Annotated in this window: 23 protein-coding genes; all 23 read right to left on the bottom strand. The window is 49.5% G+C overall.

Translation table 11 applies throughout. From position 1 onward, the window contains the following. Window positions 1–352 precede the first annotated feature (352 nt). Window positions 353–1,861: a lysine--tRNA ligase gene (gene lysS / locus ACXX53_RS21620; RefSeq protein WP_458570763.1), complete on the bottom strand. Its 1,509-nt coding sequence runs from the start codon at window positions 1,859–1,861 to the stop codon at window positions 353–355. Window positions 1,862–2,155: 294 nt separating this feature from the next. Beyond that, window positions 2,156–2,635 carry a transcription elongation factor GreA gene (greA, locus tag ACXX53_RS21615; protein WP_458570762.1) on the bottom strand — a complete coding sequence of 160 codons (480 nt, stop codon included), beginning with the start codon at window positions 2,633–2,635 and terminating at the stop codon, window positions 2,156–2,158. Window positions 2,636–2,911: 276 nt separating this feature from the next. After that, window positions 2,912–3,958, bottom strand: a complete 1,047-nt coding sequence (gene dusB / locus ACXX53_RS21610) for a tRNA dihydrouridine synthase DusB (RefSeq protein WP_458570761.1) — start codon at window positions 3,956–3,958, stop codon at window positions 2,912–2,914. A 137-nt stretch (window positions 3,959–4,095) separates the two neighbouring features. Beyond that, window positions 4,096–4,233 carry a helix-turn-helix domain-containing protein gene (locus ACXX53_RS21605; RefSeq protein WP_458570760.1) on the bottom strand — a complete coding sequence of 46 codons (138 nt, stop codon included), beginning with the start codon at window positions 4,231–4,233 and terminating at the stop codon, window positions 4,096–4,098. A gap of 11 nt (window positions 4,234–4,244) precedes the next feature. Beyond that, on the bottom strand, window positions 4,245–4,802 hold the full coding sequence (folK, locus tag ACXX53_RS21600) for a 2-amino-4-hydroxy-6-hydroxymethyldihydropteridine diphosphokinase (RefSeq protein WP_458570759.1): 558 nt from the start codon (window positions 4,800–4,802) through the stop codon (window positions 4,245–4,247). Window positions 4,803–4,810: 8 nt separating this feature from the next. Further along, complete coding sequence (gene folB / locus ACXX53_RS21595; RefSeq protein WP_458570758.1) at window positions 4,811–5,251, bottom strand: dihydroneopterin aldolase; 441 nt, start codon at window positions 5,249–5,251, stop codon at window positions 4,811–4,813. 80 nt (window positions 5,252–5,331) lie between these two features. After that, window positions 5,332–6,192: a dihydropteroate synthase gene (gene folP, locus ACXX53_RS21590; protein ID WP_458570757.1), complete on the bottom strand. Its 861-nt coding sequence runs from the start codon at window positions 6,190–6,192 to the stop codon at window positions 5,332–5,334. A 6-nt stretch (window positions 6,193–6,198) separates the two neighbouring features. Further along, a complete protein-coding gene (locus tag ACXX53_RS21585) occupies window positions 6,199–7,113 on the bottom strand; it encodes an aminotransferase class IV (protein ID WP_458570756.1) in 915 nt (304 codons plus the stop codon). Then, complete coding sequence (gene pabA, locus ACXX53_RS21580; RefSeq protein WP_458570767.1) at window positions 7,113–7,694, bottom strand: aminodeoxychorismate/anthranilate synthase component II; 582 nt, start codon at window positions 7,692–7,694, stop codon at window positions 7,113–7,115. Before pabA ends, ACXX53_RS21585 begins: the two co-directional genes overlap by 1 nt. A 131-nt stretch (window positions 7,695–7,825) precedes the next feature. Next, window positions 7,826–9,385 carry an anthranilate synthase component I family protein gene (locus ACXX53_RS21575; RefSeq protein ID WP_458570755.1) on the bottom strand — a complete coding sequence of 520 codons (1,560 nt, stop codon included), beginning with the start codon at window positions 9,383–9,385 and terminating at the stop codon, window positions 7,826–7,828. 332 nt (window positions 9,386–9,717) lie between these two features. Continuing rightward, a complete protein-coding gene (cysK, locus tag ACXX53_RS21570) occupies window positions 9,718–10,656 on the bottom strand; it encodes a cysteine synthase A (protein WP_458570754.1) in 939 nt (312 codons plus the stop codon). A 233-nt stretch (window positions 10,657–10,889) separates the two neighbouring features. Next, window positions 10,890–11,837 carry a peptidylprolyl isomerase gene (locus ACXX53_RS21565; protein WP_458570753.1) on the bottom strand — a complete coding sequence of 316 codons (948 nt, stop codon included), beginning with the start codon at window positions 11,835–11,837 and terminating at the stop codon, window positions 10,890–10,892. Between the two features lie 79 nt (window positions 11,838–11,916). Continuing rightward, window positions 11,917–12,834, bottom strand: coding sequence for an Hsp33 family molecular chaperone HslO (gene hslO, locus ACXX53_RS21560; protein WP_458570752.1), 918 nt, complete (start codon window positions 12,832–12,834; stop codon window positions 11,917–11,919). A gap of 63 nt (window positions 12,835–12,897) precedes the next feature. Continuing rightward, the gene (locus ACXX53_RS21555) at window positions 12,898–13,671 is read right to left on the bottom strand and encodes a type III pantothenate kinase (protein WP_458570766.1); all 774 of its coding nucleotides are present in this window, start codon (window positions 13,669–13,671) and stop codon (window positions 12,898–12,900) included. Between the two features lie 4 nt (window positions 13,672–13,675). Continuing rightward, on the bottom strand, window positions 13,676–14,542 hold the full coding sequence (gene nadC, locus ACXX53_RS21550) for a carboxylating nicotinate-nucleotide diphosphorylase (RefSeq protein WP_458570751.1): 867 nt from the start codon (window positions 14,540–14,542) through the stop codon (window positions 13,676–13,678). After that, entirely contained in the window at window positions 14,532–16,148 is a 1,617-nt protein-coding gene (gene nadB / locus ACXX53_RS21545; protein WP_458570750.1) for an L-aspartate oxidase, read from the bottom strand. Before nadB ends, nadC begins: the two co-directional genes overlap by 11 nt. A 309-nt stretch (window positions 16,149–16,457) precedes the next feature. Further along, on the bottom strand, window positions 16,458–16,667 hold the full coding sequence (locus tag ACXX53_RS21540; protein WP_458570749.1) for a hypothetical protein: 210 nt from the start codon (window positions 16,665–16,667) through the stop codon (window positions 16,458–16,460). A 158-nt stretch (window positions 16,668–16,825) separates the two neighbouring features. Beyond that, window positions 16,826–17,797 (bottom strand): quinolinate synthase NadA, encoded by a 972-nt coding sequence (nadA, locus tag ACXX53_RS21535; protein ID WP_458570748.1) that lies wholly within the window; start codon window positions 17,795–17,797, stop codon window positions 16,826–16,828. A gap of 107 nt (window positions 17,798–17,904) precedes the next feature. Further along, window positions 17,905–20,052, bottom strand: coding sequence for an ATP-dependent zinc metalloprotease FtsH (gene ftsH / locus ACXX53_RS21530; RefSeq protein WP_458570747.1), 2,148 nt, complete (start codon window positions 20,050–20,052; stop codon window positions 17,905–17,907). A 98-nt stretch (window positions 20,053–20,150) separates the two neighbouring features. Further along, complete coding sequence (hpt, locus tag ACXX53_RS21525) at window positions 20,151–20,699, bottom strand: hypoxanthine phosphoribosyltransferase (protein WP_458570746.1); 549 nt, start codon at window positions 20,697–20,699, stop codon at window positions 20,151–20,153. A gap of 146 nt (window positions 20,700–20,845) precedes the next feature. Next, a complete protein-coding gene (gene tilS, locus ACXX53_RS21520) occupies window positions 20,846–22,426 on the bottom strand; it encodes a tRNA lysidine(34) synthetase TilS (protein WP_458570745.1) in 1,581 nt (526 codons plus the stop codon). A gap of 136 nt (window positions 22,427–22,562) precedes the next feature. After that, window positions 22,563–23,555, bottom strand: coding sequence for a protein kinase domain-containing protein (locus ACXX53_RS21515; protein WP_458570744.1), 993 nt, complete (start codon window positions 23,553–23,555; stop codon window positions 22,563–22,565). After that, entirely contained in the window at window positions 23,539–24,327 is a 789-nt protein-coding gene (locus ACXX53_RS21510) for a vWA domain-containing protein (RefSeq protein WP_458570743.1), read from the bottom strand. The genes ACXX53_RS21515 and ACXX53_RS21510 overlap by 17 nt, the downstream gene beginning before the upstream one ends. Window positions 24,328–24,447 lie beyond the last annotated feature (120 nt).

Raw genomic sequence — 24,447 nt, 5'->3', positions numbered from 1 at the left:
AATTTCTAACATTCGCTCGTTGTTCAGTTTTCAAAGAACAATATTCATTCCGAAGCACTTTCTCGCTTCGTTTCGCCCTGTCGTTCAGCGGCGACTTAATTAATATACCACCCTTCCCACCCCTTTGCAACAGGTAAAAAAATACACTTTCGAAATATCAGAAAATAAGATATTTACTCTCACATTAGCTACCCCTAAATCCATCAACTTATAACACTCGAGCTTCAGGGGATGGATTTCTGAGTCAATGGGATAATAGTCAAATGCTCTGCGAAAGGCACCTTCTATTACATTGCCCTTCAATATAAAAAGCCGACCCCCTAAGGAGTCGGCTCACCTAATCCAATCTTTATTACGCGTTGCCGCGATCGCGCATATGCGGGAACAACAGCACGTCACGAATCGAAGGTGCATTCGTCAGCAGCATGACAAGGCGGTCAACACCGATGCCAAGTCCGCCTGTCGGCGGCATGCCGTACTCCAGCGCGCGGATGAAGTCATCATCCATCTCATGCGCTTCATCATTGCCATGCTCACGCTCAGCCAGCTGTGCCTCGAAGCGTTGGCGCTGATCGATCGGATCGTTCAGCTCCGTAAAGGCATTGGCATGCTCACGCGCTACGATAAACAGCTCGAAGCGATCCGTGAAGCGCGGGTCAACTGCATTTTTCTTAGCGAGCGGCGAGATCTCAACTGGATGACCTGTGATAAAGGTCGGTTGAATAAGTGTCTCTTCAACAAACTGCTCGAAGAACGCGTTAAGAATATGTCCAAATGTAAAGTGCGGCTCAACCGCTACCTTATGTTGTTTTGCCAGAGCATGAGCTTCTTCGTCTGTCATTTGAACAGAGAAATCAACACCTACTGCTTCTTTAACCGCATCAACCATCGATACACGGCGCCATTGCGGAGTAAGATCAACCTCATGACCTTGATATTGAATCTTAGTCGTACCAAGAACTTCTTGTGCGATATGCGCAACTAGATTCTCTGTCAGACGCATGATATCTTCGTAATCCGCATATGCCTCATACAGCTCAATCATCGTGAACTCAGGGTTATGACGCGTCGAGATCCCTTCATTGCGATATACACGACCGATCTCATATACCTTCTCCAAACCGCCGACAATAAGGCGCTTCAGATGAAGCTCAATCGCGATACGCATATACAACTGCATATCCAGCGCATTGTGGTGCGTAATGAATGGACGTGCTGCAGCACCACCTGCGATCGCGTGCAGTGTAGGAGTCTCAACTTCAAGGTAGCCGAGTGAATCCAGGTAACGGCGCATCGATTGAATAATACGGGAACGCGTAATAAACGTTTGCTGTACGTCCGGGCTTACAATTAGATCCACATAACGTTGACGGTAACGAGTCTCTACATCTTTTAACCCGTGGAATTTGTCAGGCAGAGGATACAACGACTTCGTCAGCACTTCCAAGTCCTTCACTTTAATCGATGTCTCGCCTGTCTTCGTCTTGAATACCGTTCCAACCACACCGATGATGTCCCCGATATCCAGCATGGAGAATGCTTCATATTTCTCAGCAGGCACTGTGTCCTGACGCACATAGATCTGAATGCGGCCTGTAAGATCTTGAATGTGAGCAAAGCTCGCTTTACCCATGCCGCGTTTCGCCATAATACGGCCAGCTATGCTTACTTCAACACTCTGGGATTCCAGTGCGTCTTTCTCCACATCATTGTACGCATCCAGTACAGCTTTAGCTGTATGAGTACGATTGTATTTTGCACCAAATGGATCGATGCCGAGTTTGCGCAGCTCGTCTAACTTATCACGGCGAACCTGCAATAACTCACTTAACTCTACTTCTTGATTGACGGTATCTGTCATGAGACTCACTCCTCTACAGCATGCAACCATTGCAACCTGCGCAACACTTATGCAAACCATTTATTGTAATTCTAAAAATATTCTGAAAACAACAGAACGGCAACCAGTCTCTCTGCGCATGAAAACCACCTCTGCCATCAGAATGACCGTTCACCGTCGTGCCGTTATTGGGTATTAGCTATACTCGTCCTATCGCACTGCACACCATATCTGCTCTTAGTTGCGCAAATGGCCTGTCTCAAAGGTTACGCGACGCAACACTCGAGACAAGCCTCTATAGTTCAAATACGTTAATTACGCACGCTTAATATCGATGATCTTGTATTGAATCACGCCTGCAGGTACGCTAACGTCTACAACAGTACCTTGCTTCTTGCCCAAGATTGCCTTGCCTACTGGACTTTCATTCGAAATCTTGTTCTTCGATGGATCAGACTCAGCTGTTCCTACAATCGTATATTCCATCGTGTCGCCGAATTCCAGATCTTCTACAGTAACTGTGGAACCTACACTAACAGTATCCGTGTCGATCTCATCATTATTGATGATTCGCGCATTGCGGAGCATCTTCTCCAAAGTGATAATGCGGCCTTCTATAAAAGCCTGTTCATTCTTAGCATCTTCGTACTCGGAGTTCTCGCTAATGTCGCCATATCCGATTGCGACCTTGATCCGCTCAGCAACCTCACGGCGCTTCACCGATTTCAAGTTGTCCAGTTCTTCCTCCAGTTTCTTAAGACCATCCTGGGTCAGAATGACTTCTTTATCGCTCATCTTACCGATTCTCCTGTCATGATCATTATTTTCGCTGCTCGGACTGTCACACTAACAAGAACATGAATAAGTACAGTTCCGATGCGGAAAGCGCCGAGGCGAATTCTCTATTTCATCATATGGCTTGCACGTCACATGATGACTAACTTGAGCAGGAATACGGTAACCAGCTCAAGCTTCCTTTGCTGCAAGCCCCGAAGCGTTTAATCTAATGATGAATTATATGGGATGCCCCAATAAAAGTCAATGCAGCTTAACACCCCTATTGGTAACGCTTTAATGGACTGTGACCGGCTCTGTATCTTCATTTTCAGAAGAGTTAACCGAACCCGATTGACGATCATTGCCAGTATCCCGCAGATGCTCGACATATTGCTCCATCATCCGAACCATCTCGTCACGGCGAGTTTCTTCCATGATGGCATCCTTCAAACGTCCCGTTCCAGGGAGCCCCTTCAAATACCAAGCCAGATGCTTGCGCATCTCCTTCACCGCAACCTTCTCACCCTTCAAAGCGATAAGACGATCCATATGCACGACAGCAATACGAATCTTCTCCTCTGCTGATGGATCAGGAAGCAGTTCCCCTGTACTTAGATACTGTACCGTCCGATACAGCATCCACGGATTGCCGAGGGCTCCGCGTCCGATCATGACGCCGTCGCAGCCTGTTGTCTCCAGCATCCGCTTCGCATCCTCAGGAGTTGCGACGTCCCCATTTCCGATAACAGGAATATCCACGGCTTCTTTCACCTGGCGAATGTAATTCCAATCCGCCTTGCCTGTATACAGCTGCTCTCGGGTACGACCGTGAACGCTGACCGCTTGACCTCCTGCGCGCTGCACAGCCAATGCATTTTCAACCACATAGATGTGCTCTTCATCCCAGCCGATTCTCATCTTAACCGTTACTGGCTTCTCAACAGCATCCACGACTGCAGACACCATTTCGTAGATCTTGTTAGGATCCAGCAACCATCGCGCACCTGCATCACACTTCGTAACCTTCGGTACAGGACAACCCATATTAATATCAATAATATCGGCATTGGATTCTTTATCGACAATCTTCGCTGCCTCTACAAGCGATTGGCGATCACCGCCGAATATTTGCAGACTGAGCGGCTTCTCCCGATCATCCACATATAGCATTTCCCGCGTCCGTTCATTGCCGTGAACGAGGGCTTTATCACTAACCATCTCGGCGCATACCAATCCGCAGCCGAACTCCTTGGCAATTAATCGAAATGCCGGATTGCACACACCCGCCATCGGAGCTAGAACAACCTGATTTTTCATTTCGATGCCTGCAATATTGAGCATCTTGCTCACGCTCCTTTCTTGTCCCTTCATCAAAACTGTATAAATAATGGGCTCTGTTAAATTCGAATGATCACGATACTAGCTGCAGCAACCGTTCCAATGAACAAACTAATGGAATAAGGCACTACTATAACATGCTATTTGCTGTCAAGCAATTCCTGAACGGACACTTGCATCGCTTGTGCAATCTGATGAAGCGCATGTTCATGGACCGTGCGATTACCCCGTTCCATTTCTCCAATAATCGTAATCGATAACCCCGTCAATTCCGCCAATTCTAGCTGTGTCAGGCCTTTAAGCTTGCGGAAAGCGCGAATTCGCTTGCTGAGTCGATCCGTTTCCACAGTCGAATTCCTTCCTCCCCATCCAGTGTGCCCAAGCCCTGCTGCACGAATGCGTATAACTGCTGCTCCGTCTCCGGTACGATATCAGACAGCGGTACGAGTACGAATAACCGTTCTCCCATCCGAGGATGCGGCAATATCAGCTTCTCACTGTTCATCGCAACGCCTTCCATCCATAACAGATCGAGGTCAATCGTGCGCGGGCCCCAGCGAACATCCCGTACTCTTCCCAGCTGGCGTTCAATGTCCAACATCGTATCCAGAAGCTCCTCCGGCTGCAGGGAAGTTGAAAGACATGCTGTCATATTTAAAAATGCAGGCTGATCCTCATACCCAACAGGGTCCGTCTCATACAGCGCGGAACAAGTTACAAACTGAATGCTCGGATGCGCATGGAGCATCCTCAACGCTTGAAGCATAGTCTGTTCCCGTTCGCCCAGATTGGCGCCTAACGCGATATAAGCTTCCTTCCAGCCATCCATCTTATTCACTTGATTCATCTGCGATATCATGCTCCTTCATCGTCACACCCAGTCACCCGTGCACGTGTGATTTCCATTGTAACTCCTTCAAAATGAATGTCAAATGGTGGATTAGGCTTCGTCACACGCACAGTTGCTTCGTTAATGAGTGAAAATGTGCCCAACAGCATAGCAGCAATTCGTTCTGCCAGCCTTTCGACAAGCAGATGGGATTCCTGCTCCATTATAGTTTTAACCGCTTCATAGATGAGTGCATAATTGATGGATTCGTTCAGGTCATCCGTCAATCCAGCCTGGCGCAGGTCGACCTGCAGATCCAAATCTACATACCAACGCTGTCCAAGCTTGCGTTCTTCCTCGAACACACCGTGGCGGCCGAAGAAGGCCATTCGCGATAATTTCATGCGATCACGACCCACTACGCGCGTGGGCGTGTTAGCAGCGTCGTTCATGTGAGATGCAGTCATATTCCGTTACCTCCTATGCTGAACCGTCTGTCGCAGCAACGTCATTTACTATGTCAGGCATATATCGATGTCCTAAGTTCTTAGCTGTTCAGCATAGCGTCGCACATCTTCACCGTCCGCGCAATCTGTCGAACATCATGTACCCGTACGATCTGACAGCCTTGCGCGATCCCGAACGCTACTGTCGCAGCCGTTCCCTCGACCACATCTTCAACAGGAAGCTGCAGCGTGTCGCGCAAGAAGCGTTTGCGGGATGTGGCCAATAGCACAGGATATCCTAGCTCCACGAGTTCATCCAAATGATGCATCAATTGTAGATTATCCTGACCGTTCTTGGCAAATCCGATCCCTGGGTCAAGCCAGATGTTCTCTTCGCTGACGCCCGCGGCGCGGGCAATAGCCACGCTCTCCAGCAGATCTTGCTTCACATCGGCAATATAATCCGTGTAGCTGCGCTCCTCGCGGTTGTGCATTAATATAATTGGACAGTTGTACTGTGCCGCGATGTCCGCCATTCGGCGTTCGCGCTTGCAGCCCCATATATCGTTCAAGATATGCGCACCCGCATCCAGCGCTTGCTTCGCTACCTCAGCCTTATACGTATCGATTGAAATGATCGCCTCTGGAAGCTCCGCTCGCAGCGCCTCAATAACAGGAATCACTCGACGCAGTTCTTCGTCCAGACTGACCGGATCTGATCCCGGTCGAGTAGATTCGCCGCCGATATCAAGCAAGTCTGCGCCTTCCGCAATCATTTCTCGTGCATGCTGCACCGCACGGTCAAGCGAATTGTATTGACCGCCGTCAGAGAAGGAATCCGGTGTTACATTCAATATCCCCATCACAAGCGTGCGTTGACCAATAGTTAGCCTTCTCTTCGCACGTCCTTCCTCGCTTGATGGAAAATGATATTCCCGTTCATATCGTTTAGGCTTCAACATATGTGTTCACTCCTTATGTGTCCCTTGAGACTGGCAGTATGCATCCACCGAGGCGCGATACGCCGCCAGCAGCTCCGCTGTGATCGGGCCGATTCGCCCGTCTCCAACCCGCTTCACCTGCTTGTCCTGCTCCCAGATCGAGGTTAGCGGAACAAGCTCCTGAACGGATGTCGTCATAAACAACTCATCCGCGTCCAACAGCGCCTCCCATGTATAGGCGCCTTCTTCTGTCTCGTACCCGCGGGCGACAGCGAGCCTTAGCACCTGCGCCCGCGTAATGCCGGGCAGGATGCCGAGCTCTACTGCAGGTGTCAGCAGCCGCCCGTCCTTGACGGCGAACAGGTTGCTGACGATGCCCTCGGCAACGTGCCCGCTGACGGTAAGCATGGCGCCCTCCGCGCCAAGCTTCGCGGCGGCGGGATATGACGCGAGCAGTTCGCGCTTGGCCACGATATTGTTCATATAGTGGCCGGACTTGAAGCGAACGCCCGCCTCGGGCGAGTTCCGCCGCGTCGCAAGCAGATGCAGCGGCTTGCCCGTCTGATAGAGCGATGGCGGCATCGGCGGCAGCGCCTTCGCCAGCACCATCGCCACCGGCTGCTCATAGTCGCCTGCGGGCAGTCCCAGCCCCTGCTCCCCGGCGCTGACCGTAAGCCGGATGTACGCATCGTCTAGCCCATTGGCGCGTATAACCTCCGCGATGTGCCGAGTCAACTCCTCGGGTTCAAGGTCTACCCGAATACGCAACTCTTCGCACGCTCCCTGAAGCCGCGCTATGTGCTCTTTAAGCAGGAAGGGCACGCCTTGATACGTACGCATCGTTTCAAACAAACTCATACCGTACAAAAAGCCGTGATCCCATACCGGAATCACAGCTTCATCAGCTGAACGTAATGCGCCATTCCACCCCACGATATGCATTATGCACCTTGCTCTGCTTTATTGTTCAGGAAATTGCGCAGCATCTGATGACCATGATCCGTGATGATCGATTCCGGATGGAACTGCACGCCTTCGATAGGATACTCCTTATGCCGAAGCCCCATAATCTCGCCTTCGGCTGTCTCTGCTGTTATCTCGAGGCAGTCCGGCAGCGTCTCGCGCTCAACGATAAGCGAATGGTAGCGAGTAGCCGTGAACGGGCTCGGCAGCCCTTCAAACACAGAAGCTCCCTGATGATGAATCGGTGAAGTCTTGCCGTGCATCAAACGCTCTGCGCGAATGACGTTTCCGCCGAACGCCTGTCCGATCGCTTGATGACCAAGGCATACGCCGAAGATCGGTATGATGCCCTTGAAATGCTCGATCACATCTAACGTGATTCCTGCCTCTGTCGGCGTGCAAGGTCCTGGCGAGAGCAGCAGGTGATCCGGATTCAGTTGTTTGATACCTTCTATATCAATCTCATCATTGCGGAATACCTTGACCTCTTCACCAAGCTCCCCTAAGTACTGGACTAAGTTATACGTGAAGCTGTCATAATTATCGATTACGAGTATCATCGTTTCCCCCTGCTTCCTGCCGTCTTGCGGCACTGCTTCCCATCGCATATTCTAGCGGCCTATTCCATTCTTGATTGCCGTTCTCGATTACCCTTCTTGCGATTGGCATATGACTGGCTTATGGCTCTGGCTTATGGCTGGTTTATGTCTGCCCGAGACGGGTCAGACCGTTCCTTCCACTCCCTCTCGCTAAGCTGTACCGCCTTCCATAGCGCCTTCGTTTTATTCAGGCTTTCACGGTATTCCCGCTCCGGTTCAGAATCAATGACAATACCTGCTCCAGCTTGAATATGACCGACGCCATCCTTCAAGGTAAGGGTGCGAATAATAATATTTAATTCCATATCGCCTGTATAGTCAATCCACCCAAATGATCCGGTATATGGACCTCGGCGCACAGGCTCCAGCTCTTCGATTATCTCCATCGTGCGCACCTTCGGCGCCCCCGTTATCGTTCCTCCCGGGAACTTGGCACGGATCACGTCATAGGCATCCTTGCCGTCTGCCAACTTGCCCCGCACCTCAGACACCAGATGCATCACATGGGAGTAATACTCAATCACCATCAGCTCGTCTACTCGTACCGAGCCGTAGGCAGAGATCCGCCCCAAGTCATTGCGTTCCAGATCGACGAGCATGATATGCTCTGCCCGCTCCTTCTCATTGGATCGCAGCTCCTCTGCCATAAGCAGATCTTCTGCTTCCGTCTTCCCTCGGCGTCTCGTCCCTGCGATCGGACGCGCGCTAACTTCGCCTCTTTCCAGCTTCACCAGCAGCTCTGGCGAGCAGGACACGAGCTGGAATTCGTCCAAGCGAAGCAGCCCCATATAAGGAGAAGGATTGACGATTCGCAGCCATTCATACAGCTGCTCCGCCGATTCTTGAATCTCTTTCATCTGGCGCATGGAGAGGTTGACTTGAAATACGTCGCCCGCTCCAATGTATTGTTGAATTCGGCACACCGCTTCCTTGAAGCGCTCCTTCGGAAAGGCTGTGCGCACGCCGTCAAACGCTTCAACATCTATAGCCATGTTATCGGCGAGCATCTGCTTGCGTCTGTCACGCAGAGTTATCGCTTCAGGCGTCATGGCTGCCTCATTCCAAGCGCGCCAACGCTCACGCATCTCGCGCACGCGAGCCGCTGCTTGAGCATGGATCTCCTGCAAGACGCCTACACTACCCGAGTCAGCATCCGCATTTCTCATATCTGTCATCACGCTGCAGTAGAGCAGCCGATTCTTGTGATCCACCGTCCACAATTCGTGTACACGCAGGAACACATAATCCGGCAGCCCTAGATCATCAGCAGCCACGTCAGGCAGCTTCTCGATCGAGCGAGCCACATCATAGCTAAGGAAGCCGACACTTCCGCCTGTAAACTTTGGCGCTCCCTCCACATACGGCGCTCGATATGGCGCCATCCAGCGCCGTATCGCCTCGAGCGGCTCCATCTCCCACTGCTCTGTGCTTCCCGCCAGGTCATCGACGATGGCCTGAGTTCCTTTGCCACTGAGCTTGGAGAGTGGACGGAGCCCCAAGAACGTATATTGTCCGTCCTTGCCGCTCTCCAATACGAAGCTGTTAGGCGCAGCTTCCGCCCAAGCCCCTTTCCAATCGGCAATGCGATCACCTTCGGCAATATCCAAGGGATATGCCTCTATATAAGGAAGAATCGTGTAGTCTTCCTTCATCCAATGTCTCCATTGGTCTAATGAACATGAATCGTGTAATGCTCGAATTGTCACTTATCCACCTCAACATCATAATAAGAGAGCTAGCTCTACATCTTATCAACCGTCTGCCTGTCCAACGGCGATTAACTTATAACTAGGTTAGATCTACCTAGATCTTCCCCCAAATATCGTCATTTCATCGCATTTGCAGGTGATTGTCCATAGTATATAGTATCCTTTCACATGATGAAAGATGGAAGAAGGAAACCCCCGGCCAGCGATCAGGCTGCATGCTGCCTGTTGCTTACCGGGGGTATGCTAGATTACGATTTCCGCTTCTATAGATCGGATTAATTATCGAAGTTGAAGAGCGGTGTGCTTAAGTAACGTTCGCCATTGCTCGGAACAACTGCGATTACACGCTTGCCCGCGCCCAACTCCTTGGCAACCTGCAGCGCGGCTTTGATCGCAGCACCTGACGATATACCGCACAGAATGCCCTCTTCCTTCGCCATACGACGAGCAGTTTCGAAGGCGTCTTCGTTCTCGATCGGAATAATCTGATCGTAGATGTCACGATTCAAGATCTCGGGCACGAAGTTCGCACCGATCCCTTGGATCTTATGCGGTCCAGGCTTGCCGCCCGACAGAATCGGGGAAGCTGCTGGCTCCACAGCAACAACACGAATGCCTGGGAAGTTCTTCTTCAATACTTCTCCAGTCCCTGTTATCGTTCCGCCCGTACCGATACCTGCGACAAATGCATCCAGCTTTCCGTCCAATGACTGAATGGCTTCCACGATCTCAGGACCGGTTGTTTCACGGTGAATCTTAACATTCGCCATATTCTTGAACTGTTGCGGAATAAAGTATCCCGAGTTCTCCTTGACCATCTCTTCCGCCTTGCGAACTGCGCCATTCATGCCCTCAGCACCCGGTGTAAGCACAAGTTCCGCACCGTACGCACGAAGCAGGTTGCGGCGTTCTATGCTCATCGTCTCAGGCATAACGAGAATAGCCTTATATCCTTTAGCAGCAGCTACCATTGCCAGGCCAATACCTGTGTTGCCGCTGGTAGGTTCCACGATCGTATCTCCCGGTTTAAGAACTCCTTCAGCTTCAGCCGCTTCTACCATGCTGATCGCAATACGATCTTTAACGCTGGATCCTGGATTCTGGTACTCCAGCTTAACGTAGATCTCAGCGCTTCCTTCAGGGACGATTCGGTTTAATCGTACCAGAGGTGTATCACCAATTAGTTCTGTTACACTGTTCACGACTCTTGCCATGGACAAGCCCTCCTATATCCATTTATCGATTTCCGACTAAATCGCTAGGTTTTATTGATTTCAAGTTTATCAACCCTTACCCTGAAAGTCAATAAGCAGATTGCAATTATTGGAATTTAATTATATTGCCTTTACTGACCTGTTATTCCGCCTACGCTTCACATTTCACATGGCAATAAAAGCTCTAGATGTCGCAGCTGCGTGCTTCATCTAGAGCTTTACATTCGCATTCATTATGATTCAGGAATAGAACCATAGTTCAATACTCGAGCGTTATACTTCTTCTTCAATTGTTCTTCTACTTCCACAAGCGATGGTGCCTTTGACAGAGCCACTTCATTGCGGACTCTTTCTCGAAGCGATTCGCTGCTGTACAGATCAATCTCCTTGCGACCAGTCAACATAACGATTGCATACCCATCCGCCACCTTGACCGGTTGCGACCAAGTGCCTACATCCAACAATACGGCCATCATACGCTCATTAGCAGCTAGAAAAGGATCATTCTCATCAATCCAACCCAGCTTTCCTCCTTGTTGGGAAGTAAATGAGTCCGTTGACAAGGCTTCCGCTACCTGCTCAAACGATTCTCCTGCTTCCAACCGTTCTAAGGCGAGGTTAGCTGTATCGAGATCAGGAACCACGATATGCGACAATTGCATCGATACAGGATTGCTTATTTCATCTTCATGAAGATCGATATATTGCTCAATCTCTTCATCGCTTACTTCAATACCATGAACTGCAACCTTCTCCAGCATTAAATGATAATGCAGATCTTTATTTATCTGCTCTGGGCTCAAGCCCAACTGTTCCTGCATCGCGGTATAATACGCTTCAACACTCTCGTACCCATACATTTCACGGCGAAGCTCAGCCTCGACTTCTTCTTCCGATACTTGAATATGTAGCGCCGCTGCCTCCATCTCTACAGCTTTGATGGTCATCATCCGCTCCAATACCATGGAACCATACTGCCTCTGCAGCTCCTCGATCCACTGCTCTTTCAATATAGGCTCATTACCTACAACAGCCAAGACAGATGACTGCTCCTGTTCTTGATCAGGCACAGCTCCACGCTTAGGTATATCTATACGAAACAGCAGCATTCCTCCGAGTACGACCACACAAATAAACAGTACGATGATGCAGCCCCATAAGCTCTTGACTTCATTGGTCATGTGGCTAACGTTCCTTCTCTTATACGTTCTTCGCTTCCATCGACAAACGAAGTTGGGCTTCAACGACCTTAGCTAGTTATTACTTCATCGTTTGTGCTAATAGAGCTTCTAACTGTTCACGGTCAAAATGATACCATTCATTGCAGAAATGACACTGAGCTTCCGCTTTGCCATCTTCTTCAAGCATATGCTGCAGCTCTTCTCGTCCCAAACTAATTAAAGCTTGCTCTACGCGCTCCTGTGAGCATTGACAGCGGAACACAATCGGCAGATGCTCCATGATCTGAACATCCTCTACGATCCATGTCAGCAGCTCTTCCGGCTCCAAGCCTTGATCCAGCAGTGAAGTAATTGGCGGCAGCATGCTGAGGGATTGTTCAATCTTCGTGATCTGCTCATCCGTAAGTCCCGGCAGCAGCTGAATGATGAAGCCTCCAGCGTGCAGCACCGAATTATCCACGTCGACCAGCACACCTAATCCAACTGCTGACGGAGATTGTTCGGAGATTGCAAAGTAATACGTAAAGTCCTCGCCAAGCTCACCCGAAATGATAGGAGAACTGCCGCGATACGGCTCCTTCAAGCCAAGGTCCTTCGTGACGTGAATAAAGCCATCACGTCCAATAGCACCGGCTACATCCAGCTTGCCATGTTCGTTGCTTGGTAGATGCACATCTGGATTCGTGACATAACCTCTCACTTCGCCCTTAGCATTAGCATCTGCTACAACTTGGCCTATTGGGCCATCACCCTTTATCTGGACTGTCAGCTTCTCTTCGCCCTTCAGCATTGCACCCATCATGGCTGCAGCTGTTACGGTACGTCCAAGTGCTGCCGTTGCTGTTGGGTAGGTTTGATGGCGTTGCTGCAGTTCATTAACAAGCTGCGTCGTGCGTACTGCAAATACACGAACTTGACCACCAAGCGCCGTTCCTCTCACAAGCACATCTGCATGTGCCTCCTGAGGTGCCATCTCTTGTTCATGGCTAGTTGTCATCTATTTCTGCCTCCGTTGCGAATATATTTTAGACGCGAACTATTCGCGAATTGTTACACTTCGTTATACACTATTTCGTTGATAAATATAACGCAATCCTTCGAGCGTTAATAACGGGTTCGTCTCTTCAATCGTATGCGACTCGCTGCCGATTAGCTCTGCTAATCCTCCAGTGGCAATAACCCGTGTCTTCGTGCCCAGCTCCGCTTCAATACGGCTGATAATGCCATCCACTTGGCCCGCATAGCCGAAGATGATGCCAGCTTGCATCGAGTGTATCGTATTGCGGCCGATGACCGACTTCGGCTTCGTTAACTCAATACGAGGCAGCTTGGCAGCTCGCTGATAGAGTGCTTCCGTCGAGATGCCGATACCTGGCACGATCGCTCCGCCCAAGTAGTTCCCCTTCGAATCGATGACATCGAATGTGGTAGCCGTTCCGAAGTCGACGATGACTAGCGGCTTGCCAACACCATACAGTTCAATGGCAGCTACCGCATTGACGATTCGGTCGGCACCCACTTCACGCGGATTCTCATAGCGAATATTGAGTCCTGTCTTAATTCCAGGGCCTACGATCAACGGTACCTTATGCAAATAGCGTTCACATAACTGCTCCATCGTGTGCACAATAGGCGGCACGACAGACGATATAATGACACCTTCAATATCGTCGATTGATAATTGAGCCATCGATAGCAGGTTATGAATCATGACGCCGTATTCATCAGTGGTAGCTTTTCTGCTCGTACTCAGCCGCCAATGATGCAGAAGGGTCTTATCTTTGTAAATACCGAGCACAATATTGGTATTCCCTACATCAATAACGAGAATCACATTCTCACCCTGCCTTTTTTTCATTTAAGTCAAGACTAATGTCGAGCGCATGGAAGGAATAGGTCAGCGCACCGACCGAGATCACATCTACACCGGATTCCGCCTTCTCTCGTATCGTTTCCAGTGTAATGCCACCCGATGCTTCAATGAGCACATGAGGCGCCGCTGCGCGAATCCGACTGACCGCCTCTTTCATCAATGACGCGCTCATGTTGTCCAACATGATGATGTCGGCACCAGCATCCAATGCTTCCGCTACCTGCTCCAGCGACTCGGTCTCCACCTCAATCTTCATCGTATACGGAATCTGACCGCGTGCGCGAGTAACAGCTGCAAGAATCCCGCCCGCACCTTTAATATGATTATCCTTGATCATGACCGCATCATACAAGCCGAAGCGATGGTTAGCGCCTCCCCCTACACGGACAGCATACTTCTCCAGCGCCCGATGACCAGGCGTTGTCTTGCGCGTATCCACAAGCTTGGCAGGCAGATCAGCGATTACCTCCGCATAAGACGCAGTCTTCGTGGCAATTCCCGACAAGCGCTGCATCAGATTCAACGCCAAGCGTTCCCCAAGCAGGATGCTGTGCGTGCGGCCTTCAACCTCTGCCAGTACCGTACCCTTCTTGACGCGGGCACCCTCTTCTACCATAGGTCGGAAAGAGAGTGCGGGATCCACTACCTCGAATACGGCTTCCGCCACCGGCAATCCGGCAATGATTCCATCTTCCTTTGCATGAATAATCGCTTTCGACTGCTGCGCTTCCGGTATTGTAAATGCCGTAGTCACATCACCAGTACCGATATCTTCCTTCAACCATGCTGTAATCTGCTCACGCAGTGTCATACGCTCTATGCTAAATGTCATCAATTATCTCCTCCGATATACCCTGATCACGCTGAACGAGCGTGTGCTTATGCCAGTTCAGATCATCACGATCCGGGGCATCTTCACGATAATGCCCGCCTCGGCTCTCTACACGCCAATATGCCGACTCTGCTATAAGCATAGCGCATATCAGCATATTCGCAAACTCGTATTCCTCACGACGGGTTAATCGAGTCTGCAGGAATCCCCGTTGACGGTTCATCTCATCCAGCCCTTTCTGCAGCCCCTTCCCCGTGCGCGTAAGACCAACGTAGCGCACCATAAGCTTCTGCAGCTTCAATCGTCGCTCTACGACAGCCTGAATAGGTGAATCATGACGACCGATATCAGCCGAGATTAGCTCAAGAGGCTCTATCGCATCCTCAAGCTTCTCGATGCTGTCTGCGATTCGTTTGCCGAATACCAGCGCCTCTGACAATGAATTGCTCGCCAATCTATTCGCGCCATGAACTCCGGTGGAAGATGCCTCGCCGCAAGCAAACAAGCGCTTAATCGTCGTCTCCCCATGCAGGTCAGTCTTTACGCCGCCCATCATGTAGTGAGCAGCAGGTGCAACCGGAATCCAGTCGGTTGTCAGATCCAGCCCATATTGCAAGCAGGTCTCATAGATGGTTGGGAAACGACGCTTAACCATATCCGCAGATTCATGAGTAATATCCAGATAGACAAAGGTCGACTTCGTCTCCTCCATCTCGCTGACAATCGCACGCGCCACAATATCACGCGGGGCCAGCTCCAACTGATGATGGTATCTTTCCATAAACCGCTCACCCTTAATATTGCGCAGGATCGCGCCCTCTCCTCGCACCGCCTCGGATATAAGGAATCGAGGAGCGCCAGGATAGCATAAAGCTGTTGGATGGAACTGATTAAACTCCATATCCCGGATCACGGCGCCTGCGCGGTATGCTATCGCGATTCCATCGCCAGTGGCAACCTCCGGATTCGTGGTATAGCGATACAGCTGCCCTACCCCGCCAGTGCATAGAACCGCAGCTTTCCCCTTCACAAATACTCTGGAACCGTCTGGCCGCTGAACGATCGCTCCGCGGCACTCACCGCCCTGTATAACCAGATCGATCGCAAAGTGATCCTCCCAGATGGTGATATTCGGGTTGTGCCGTGCCTTCTCCGCCAAGGAGCGGACAATCTCGTAGCCAGTCGCGTCTCCATTCGCATGCAGAATACGGCGATGGCTGTGTGCGCCTTCTCTCGTGAGCGCAAGCTCTCCATTCTCCATATCGAATGATGTTCCGAATTGGATCAGCTCTTCTACACGAGCTGGACCTTCGTGCACAAGCACGTTAACCGCTTCTGTAGAGCATAGTCCAGCTCCGGCAATCAGCGTATCTTCTAGATGGAAACTGGGCGAATCTTCATCAGATATCACCGCGGCAATCCCGCCTTGTGCGTATCGGGTGTTGCTCTCAAAGAGTGATTTCTTCGTAATCATCGTAACCCGATGGTGCTGGCTGGCCAATATCGCGGTATATAACCCAGCGATACCCGCCCCAATCACGATAACGTCAGACTCCTCTATCGGCGTATGTTCAAGTGAAAAGTCTATTAAGTAAGGAGTGTTCATTCGGGCTCACCTCTGACAGATCTTATATGCAGCGATTGCGATTATCTGTGCGGTTAGCAGCAGATAGGGTATTGCAAGCAGAAGAGCAGCAACGTATATAGCATAAAGCCGCAGTATTCAACAGCAGTAACCACATTTCAATTAAAACTGTATCTATTTTAATGCCCCTAGCAACATAAATAAAGCTCATATGACAAATAATTGTCAAAGAGCCTTATTAGTTATTGATTCTATATACAATTGTTCGGAAAAACAAGAGAGTAGCCGCCAAAGTGCAGCTATATTGGGTGCCCTCTAAGGAGGATGACATCAGATAAAGAGATGTTGTATGCCGAAACCGATAATGACCACCCCCATTATGATAACTAATTTTCCACCAGATCGTGTGAATGCTAAATGTTCATCGCCTCGCTCCCTGTCATCAATTAAGTTCCAGAACAACCATGATTCAGGGTGTTTGATCCCAAACAAGCCAACCCCAACTAGTACAATCCCTAACATAAAGATAGAAATAGCCATATAATCACCTCCTCTAGAGATCAATACGCAACCCGTTGTTAAAGGTTTCCATCCAGGGATTAGTCAATGGATAGCTGATCATAAGAGCAAATATAAGAAAAAGCCCTTGATATACAAGGGCTTCTTGAAGTTAGTTCAGTTTATATATTGAGGGAGCATTACTTCACTTGCAACATGCGCTCCAAGGATAACCGTGCTTTCTCCGCAACGTGCTCTGGCACATAGATCTGCGGCTGCATCGTTTCGAGACATTTCACGAGCTTTTTCAGATTGTTAACCTTCATGTTTGGACATACCAAGTATTTAGTTGCGAAATGGAATGACTTATCCGGGCTGTCCTTGCGCAATTGATAGCCGGTTCCATCTTCCGTACCTACGATAAACTCTGTATGCTCTGAGTTCTTGCAGTATTGAAGGATCGCCGTTGTACTGCCTACGAAATCACCCATAGCGACTACTTCCGGTCTGCACTCTGGATGAACAACAAACTGCGCATGAGGATGCTTCACCTTCATCTCGACGACATCTTTAACCGTCAGCATATCGTGAGTATTGCAGTAGCCTTCCCATATAATCATGTTCTTGCCTGTCTTCTGCTGTACGTAATGGCCTAAGTTCTTGTCCGGCACCCAAATGATCTCTTCCGCATCTAGCGACTCGATCACCTTCACCGCATTAGCGGATGTGCAGCAAATATCTGTCTCTGCTTTGATGTCTGCAGAAGAGTTAATGTACGTCACGACTTTAGCATTCGGATGCTGTGCCTTTAATTTACGAAGGCCTTCTACATTGACCATATCAGCCATAGGGCATCCAGCGCGCTCGTCTGGAATTAGCACAGTCTTGTTAGGGGCTAGAATCTTTGCGCTTTCACCCATAAAGTGAACTCCACAGAACACGATAACTTCCGCATCCGTCTCCGCTGCCTTCTGTGCAAGCAGGAATGAATCTCCTCTGAAATCCGCTACTTCTTGTATCTCGTCTCGCTGATAATAGTGAGCAAGTATGACTGCATTGCGTTCTTTCTTCAACTGCATCAATCGTTCACGCAGTTCACGGTTTTGTTCTTCTTTACGAGCCAGTGCTAACGCTTCAAGTTGCACGAATACCCCACCCCTTGGCCTAATCATTAACAACTAATTTACACAACGACTCTAAGTGTGTCAATTCACAAATAGTAAAAAAAGAAGTGCGCCCATACAGGCGCACTTCCGATACCGACTAAGTTAGTCGGAGATTATGATTTCTTCTCTGGATCTTCAGGCTTCACTTCGTCCGCAGTATGAGCAGACTCATCAGCCTTCGAATCCTTAGGCTCCTCAACAGGTGCATGCTCTGTTTCATGCGTAACAGTGCCTGCCTCGGAAGTATCCGTTGGAGTCGATTGACTGTCCTTATCCCAAGGTGTCGGACCTAACTTCTCCGACTTGCCAACCAGATTCACCTTCACATCTCCTGAAGCTTTCACTTCAGCAGGATTCAGTACATCTACTTTAGGTTCAGCTTTGCTCTCTTTCTTTTCCTTCAGAATGCTTGGAACGAAACCTTCGAGCGAGCCGTTCTTAATGAGATGTTCAATCTGTTCGATCTCAAGCGTTTCTTCTTCAAGAAGCGTATTCGCGAGGAGATGCATCTCTCTCTCGTGCTTCTTCAGCAATTCGCGAGCTCGATCATAGCAAGCGCCGATCATGCTCTGCATCTCTTGATCGATCTCATAAGCAATCGCGTCAGAGTAATTCTGCTCATGACCGAGGTCACGACCAAGGAATACTTCACCTTGACGGCTTCCGAACTGCAGCGGTCCGAGTCTGTCGCTCATACCGTATTCCATAATCATGCTGCGAATGATTCGAGTAGCTTGTTGGAAGTCGCTGTATGCGCCTGTTCCAATCTCGCCGATATAGATCTCTTCCGCTACGCGTCCGCCGAGCAAGCCCGTTACTTGGTCCAGAAGCTCTTGCTTCGTAACCAGCATACGATCTTCCTTCGGCATCATGATCACATATCCGCCTGCTTTGCCGCGAGGTACAATCGTAACCTTATGCACGGACTGTGCATGCTCCAGATAGTAACCAATGACCGTATGACCTGCTTCGTGGTAAGCGACGATGCGCTTCTCGCGGTCGCTGATCATGCGGCTGCGTTTCTCCGTACCGACAATAATACGGTCAATCGCATTATCGATATCCTCCATGGTGATATCTTTATGATTCTTACGAGCAGCAAGGAGCGCCGCTTCGTTCAACAGGTTCTCAAGGTCTGCGCCTGTAAAGCCTGTTGTCCGCTTCGCAATAGTAGGCAAGTTAACGTCCGCATTAAGCGGTTTGTTGCGCGCATGTACTCTCAGTACAGCTTCGCGACCCTTCACGTCTGGGCGATCAACCGTAATCTGACGGTCAAAGCGTCCTGGACGAAGAAGCGCTGGGTCAAGAATATCAGGGCGGTTCGTAGCGGCTATGATAATGATACCTTCATTAGCACCGAAACCGTCCATCTCAACTAGCAACTGGTTAAGCGTCTGCTCACGCTCGTCATGGCCGCCGCCAAGACCGGCGCCGCGCTGACGACCTACCGCATCAATCTCATCAATAAAGATAATACAAGGAGCATTCTTCTTCGCGTTCTCGAACAAGTCGCGTACACGCGATGCACCAACACCGACGAACATTTCAACGAAGTCGGAACCGGAGATGCTGAAGAATGGCACACCCGCTTCACCCGCAACTGCGCGAGCGAGGAGCGTCTTACCTGTTCCTGGAGGACCGTTCAACAGAACGCCCTTCGGAATGCGCGCGCCGAGAGCGGCAAACTTGCGATGGTCTTTAAGGAACTCAACGACCTCAACAAGCTCTTGCTTCTCTTCATCTGCACCTGCAACATCTTCGAAGGTAATGCGTTTCTTCTCTTCATTATACAAACGAGCACGGCTCTTGCCGAAGTTCATAACTTTGCCGCCGCCGCCCTGCGCCTGATTAAAGAAGAAGAAGAACAGGACAAACATAATGATTAAGGGTATGAACGAAGTGAGGAGCGTCAGCCACATGCTTTGCTCTTTCATCTTGTCATATTTCCACTGTAAATCAGGCTGACTGTCACTGATTTCCTTAATCTCTTGTACTACCGAGTCTGTATCCGGTATGTACGTCATAAACTGCAACGACTTGGCATCCTGCGGCTTTTCTTTATACTTACCGACGACCAAGTAGGCTCGACCCTCATATTGCATCGTTAGTTCTTGTATATTGTTGGCTGCGAGCTCTTTGCGAAACTGGTCATATCTCGGGGTGTCAATGGCTTCATTGCCGCTTCCGATAAACTGTACAATGCCCACCACGACTAAAAAAAGAATCAGATAAAAACCAGAATTCTTGATGAACCGACTCATCCCCTACCTCCTCTCAAAGACACGAAATTATTGTATCATAGCACGTCTTACCATCTCAACTCACGAACTAGACTGTGAGGACATTCGTGCTCGAATATCTATTCTTCAGGCTCAGAATAAATTTCCGGCTTTAATACCCCTATATACGGAAGATTGCGGTAATATTCCGCATAATCAAGCCCATAGCCTACGATAAATTCATCCGGCAGAACAAACCCTTTATAATCAGCTTCCATATTTACATCACGGCGCGCAGGTTTATCGAACAAGGTAACCACTTTGATGGAGTTAGCCTTGCGTCCTTGAAGCACATCGATGAGATAGCTGAGAGTAAGCCCTGTATCGATAATATCCTCTACAATCAGTACATCGCGACCTTCAACCGATACTTCGAGGTCTTTCACGATGCGGACAACACCAGAGGACTTGGTGGAGGCCCCGTAGCTGGATACCGCCATGAAGTCGAGTTCAAGTGGAACTTCGATGCGCTTCACGAGATCAGCCATGAAAATAAATGCGCCTTTCAAAACACAGATTACAAGCGGCTTCTTGCCAGCGTAATCCCGACTAAGCTCCTTACCAAGCTCTTGAATACGGGCTTGAAGCTGTTCTTCACTAAATACTACCTTCTCAATGTCGTTATGCAATGATGGAACCTCCTAGAATAAATACTTGATGCTTATGATATCATCTCTACGTGCGCCAGTGGCACTCAGAATATGAATTCAACATGGACGAACATATGTCTACGATGTATTACGTTCGAAACCTCAGATGTTGTCGCTTCTGCTTGTTAAATCCGTAGTGACAACTCCAATACACGAACCGTCCTGTTTGTCACAAGCGATTGATCAGAGCGCCGCAGACCGGCGATCCATAACAATTGACCTGCTCCGTCTTCTATTAACGGAATACTGTCACGCAGCGATGGGGGAATTTTGTAGTCAACGAACATATCTTGTACTTTTTTGCTTCCCTTTAATCCTTGCAGCCTCATACGATCACCCGGTCGACGGGTTCTTACGACTAAAGGCCATTCCAATCGATCCGCATCGAATGCAGCATGAAATCGATTGGGCTGCGTTTCTCTGTTCAGCTCAGGCACAGAGACAATTCGCCATGAGAGCGTGCCAATCATACCTGGGAACGCTGCCTGACCAGATGAATTCGGGTCGGATATGATGAATTGGCTGTCCACGTCACTGCCGTCAACATGAACCAATTGATGCTCCTGATCTGAATTTACCCATAATAACTGATTGTATTCTCTTCGAAACTGCAAACCACTGCCGATATCCGCTTTCCAAGTAGTCGGCTCTTCGGCAAGCGCCTGCACACGTATACGTTCAATCGTACCATACTCAGCAGCCTGATCCGAGTCAGGCAACAGATAATTTAATATTAGTTTAATCAATCGGCGTTGTAAAGCAACATGTACCTTACTGAACGTGTTTCTGTCCATCGCACATCCGTTAAGGAAACGAAGTTTATATGACACATGCTGCCAATTCATATCGAGATTGGCTTTATGGATATATGTATACGGTTCCGCACGCTGCTGCATGCGGTTATCCCAGCTGACAATATGTTGATGAAAATAGTCGACAGCCTGTTGTTCCAGCCACTCCTGTTCACTTCGCAGGACTTCTGCCGTCTGACCGATCGCATCAATAATACGTGGATTCTCTTCTTCCAGCAGGGGCAGAATATCCATTCGGATCCGATTGCGTGTATAATCCCGCTTCTGATTACTGCTGTCTTCCGCATATGTAATGCCATGGTATGCACATAGCTCCAATATCTCACGCTTGCGCATATGAAGCAACGGACGAACGTAGATGTATCCAGATTGTTCTCGAGACCATGACATCCCCGAGAGCCCCGCGCTTCCTGAACCTCGGATCAGATGCATAAGAACCGTCTCCGCTTGATCATCCCCATGATGAGCCAACGCAATCCGAGTCATTCCATATCGATCAGCCGTCTCTCGCAGGAAATGGTAACGGAGTATGCGAGCGGCTGCTTGAGGATTAATCCCCTCACGTTCTGCATAGCCCGGAGCATCCACACGTGTCATCACAAAAGGAATTCCCAGCTTAGCCGCTTCGGCTTCAACTATACGCGCCTCTCTGTCTGACTCCTCCCCGCGGAATCCATGATGAACGTGCGCCACGACTAACCGAAGCTTCTCCTCCGAACTGCGGACAGATAATTCATGCAGCACATGCATCAGCAGCATCGAATCGGGACCGCCTGATACGGCAATTACCATGCCGTCTCCGTTATACCACAGCCCTTTCTGCAGTGCTTGCTGTTTCACCCGCTCCACATTCTCTATCCACATGTTTCGATCACGTTGATCTGATCCTGACATGCTGTACGCCTCCACTGTATAACTCAATATGTATTCCTTACACCCTGCTCTATGATCTTAAACTTATCGTATCGCGGTTTTCTTAAGCTTCAGCTTCGAACTGACGAGCTCCAACCGCTATGAATGATTGAAATTATTAATCCATACCATATATCAACAACAGCACCACAATAAGCAAAGACCCAACAAAAGAAAACTTCAGCCAACGTGGAGTTGGTCGAGACGGTCTTCCTGCACTGCGGTATACCGTTTGGGTTATCTTCTGCCATTCGACCAAAGCTTCATCTGTTGTCACAAAGGTTCCATATATAGCTCGGTGCAGCCAATGCTGATAGGGTCGCAGCTTAGAGCACCCGCGTATGATCTCCATCAGATCTTCCTGCTGCCGAACCTGCGGAAGCGAGCCCCGCACACATTGCTTGAGCTGATCCTTCTGATATAAGTGTACCATCAGAACAGCATAAGCAAACAGATCATATCCAATATCGGCCGACCGTAAGCCCCCATTCCAATAGCCGCGGTCATACCATTCGGTGAATTGACGCACGCTGCTGCCAATACGCGTCAGTCCGCCATAGTCCACCAGCTCAGCTTCACCGTCAGGAGTGACCAATACATTCTCAGCCTTGAGATCGCTGAATATCCATCCTGCCGCATGCAGCTCAGCTAACCTGCGCAGAAGCCTGCCGCCAACGACACCGAACCAATCCAATCCCCGTTTGCCAAGGTACTCGGAAAGCGTAACACCCTGTACATATCGCATGATATAGAAAGGATAGCGCTTGCCGTCGATCTCTACATCGTCCGATTCGACAAGAAAAGGGCGGGCGCTTATCCGCCCAACCCCACTCTTCATATGACGTCTTCCCGCTTCAAGGGAAGATAAAGCATTAATCTCGGATTGGAATTCCACTGCATCCATTCCGATCTTCATAGCGAATCCTCTGCCGCGCTCATTCGATGGCTGCGATTGACCACTCGATTTCGTCACATAATAAACGACACCGTTAGCGCCGCTTCCTAGTAACCTCTCAATCCGATACTTGCGCTTGTTCCATACACCCGTCACCACAGAGCCTACCTGAAGCGGTATCTTCTGAAGTAAGCTATTATTAGACGATATAGTCACTCCATATCCCATCCGTTCCGGTACCTTCGTGCCGAGGAGCAGCCAATAAAGAAGAGCTCTCTTCCACTCGGTCACTTTCCTTTATTGTACTATCATTTTGATAATAGTCTACCACATGCAGCAGTGCAGGTCCCGTTGGAGTCGTTCCGCGCATCTGAATTCGTTGAAACAGCTTCTTAACCTTGCTCATATCTTCAACCCATTCCAAGTCCATCACAACCTGCTCATCACTATAGGCACCTGGAAAATGAAATACCGCAAGCTCGCTCTTCCCTTGTCTGGCTTGCAGACTTAACATGAGATCGCGGATCGCTTCCTCAACAGCCGCCAGCTTCGGCTTCATACTGGCGCTTGCATCAATTAAGAGCGCGACGCGAAGCGGCGAATGTTCTCCCATCTCGTCCATTTCTTGAACGATTTCCGAGCGTTCAGCAGGAGGCAAGAACTCTAATTGGGACACTCCCCCTTCCTTGCCTAGTATGTGGCGAAGCTCCTGATTCACAGCTTGATGAATGGTATGCACCACTGTCTTGCGAGTCATCATCTGAATCGTTTGAGAGAGCTGACGTTGATTGACGATCCTGCTCATTCCGCCACCCATGCGGGCAATCTCCGCAATCTCTGTTGCTCCGTACTCTCCTATCGTGCCTTCATCGACAATTCCGACTACATTTACTGTAATATTAGCTTCTCGCGCTTGTGCTGCAGCAATAGCAGGCTGAACGCCCACATTCGAACAACCGTCTGTAATCAACAAGATTTGCCGTAACATAATAAAGCCCTCCCTAATAATTGCCGCTAGAATATAATTCTAGTATGGCCCTATTAGAGAGGGTTTAATCGATAGGCTGCAAGTTTCACCTCTTCCATTATCTAATATGCAGTCCGAGTT

It is taken from the genome of Paenibacillus marinisediminis (assembly GCF_054343325.1).
Note: the sequence above shows the minus strand (reverse complement) of the source record. Positions and strands in the feature narration are given on the sequence as shown.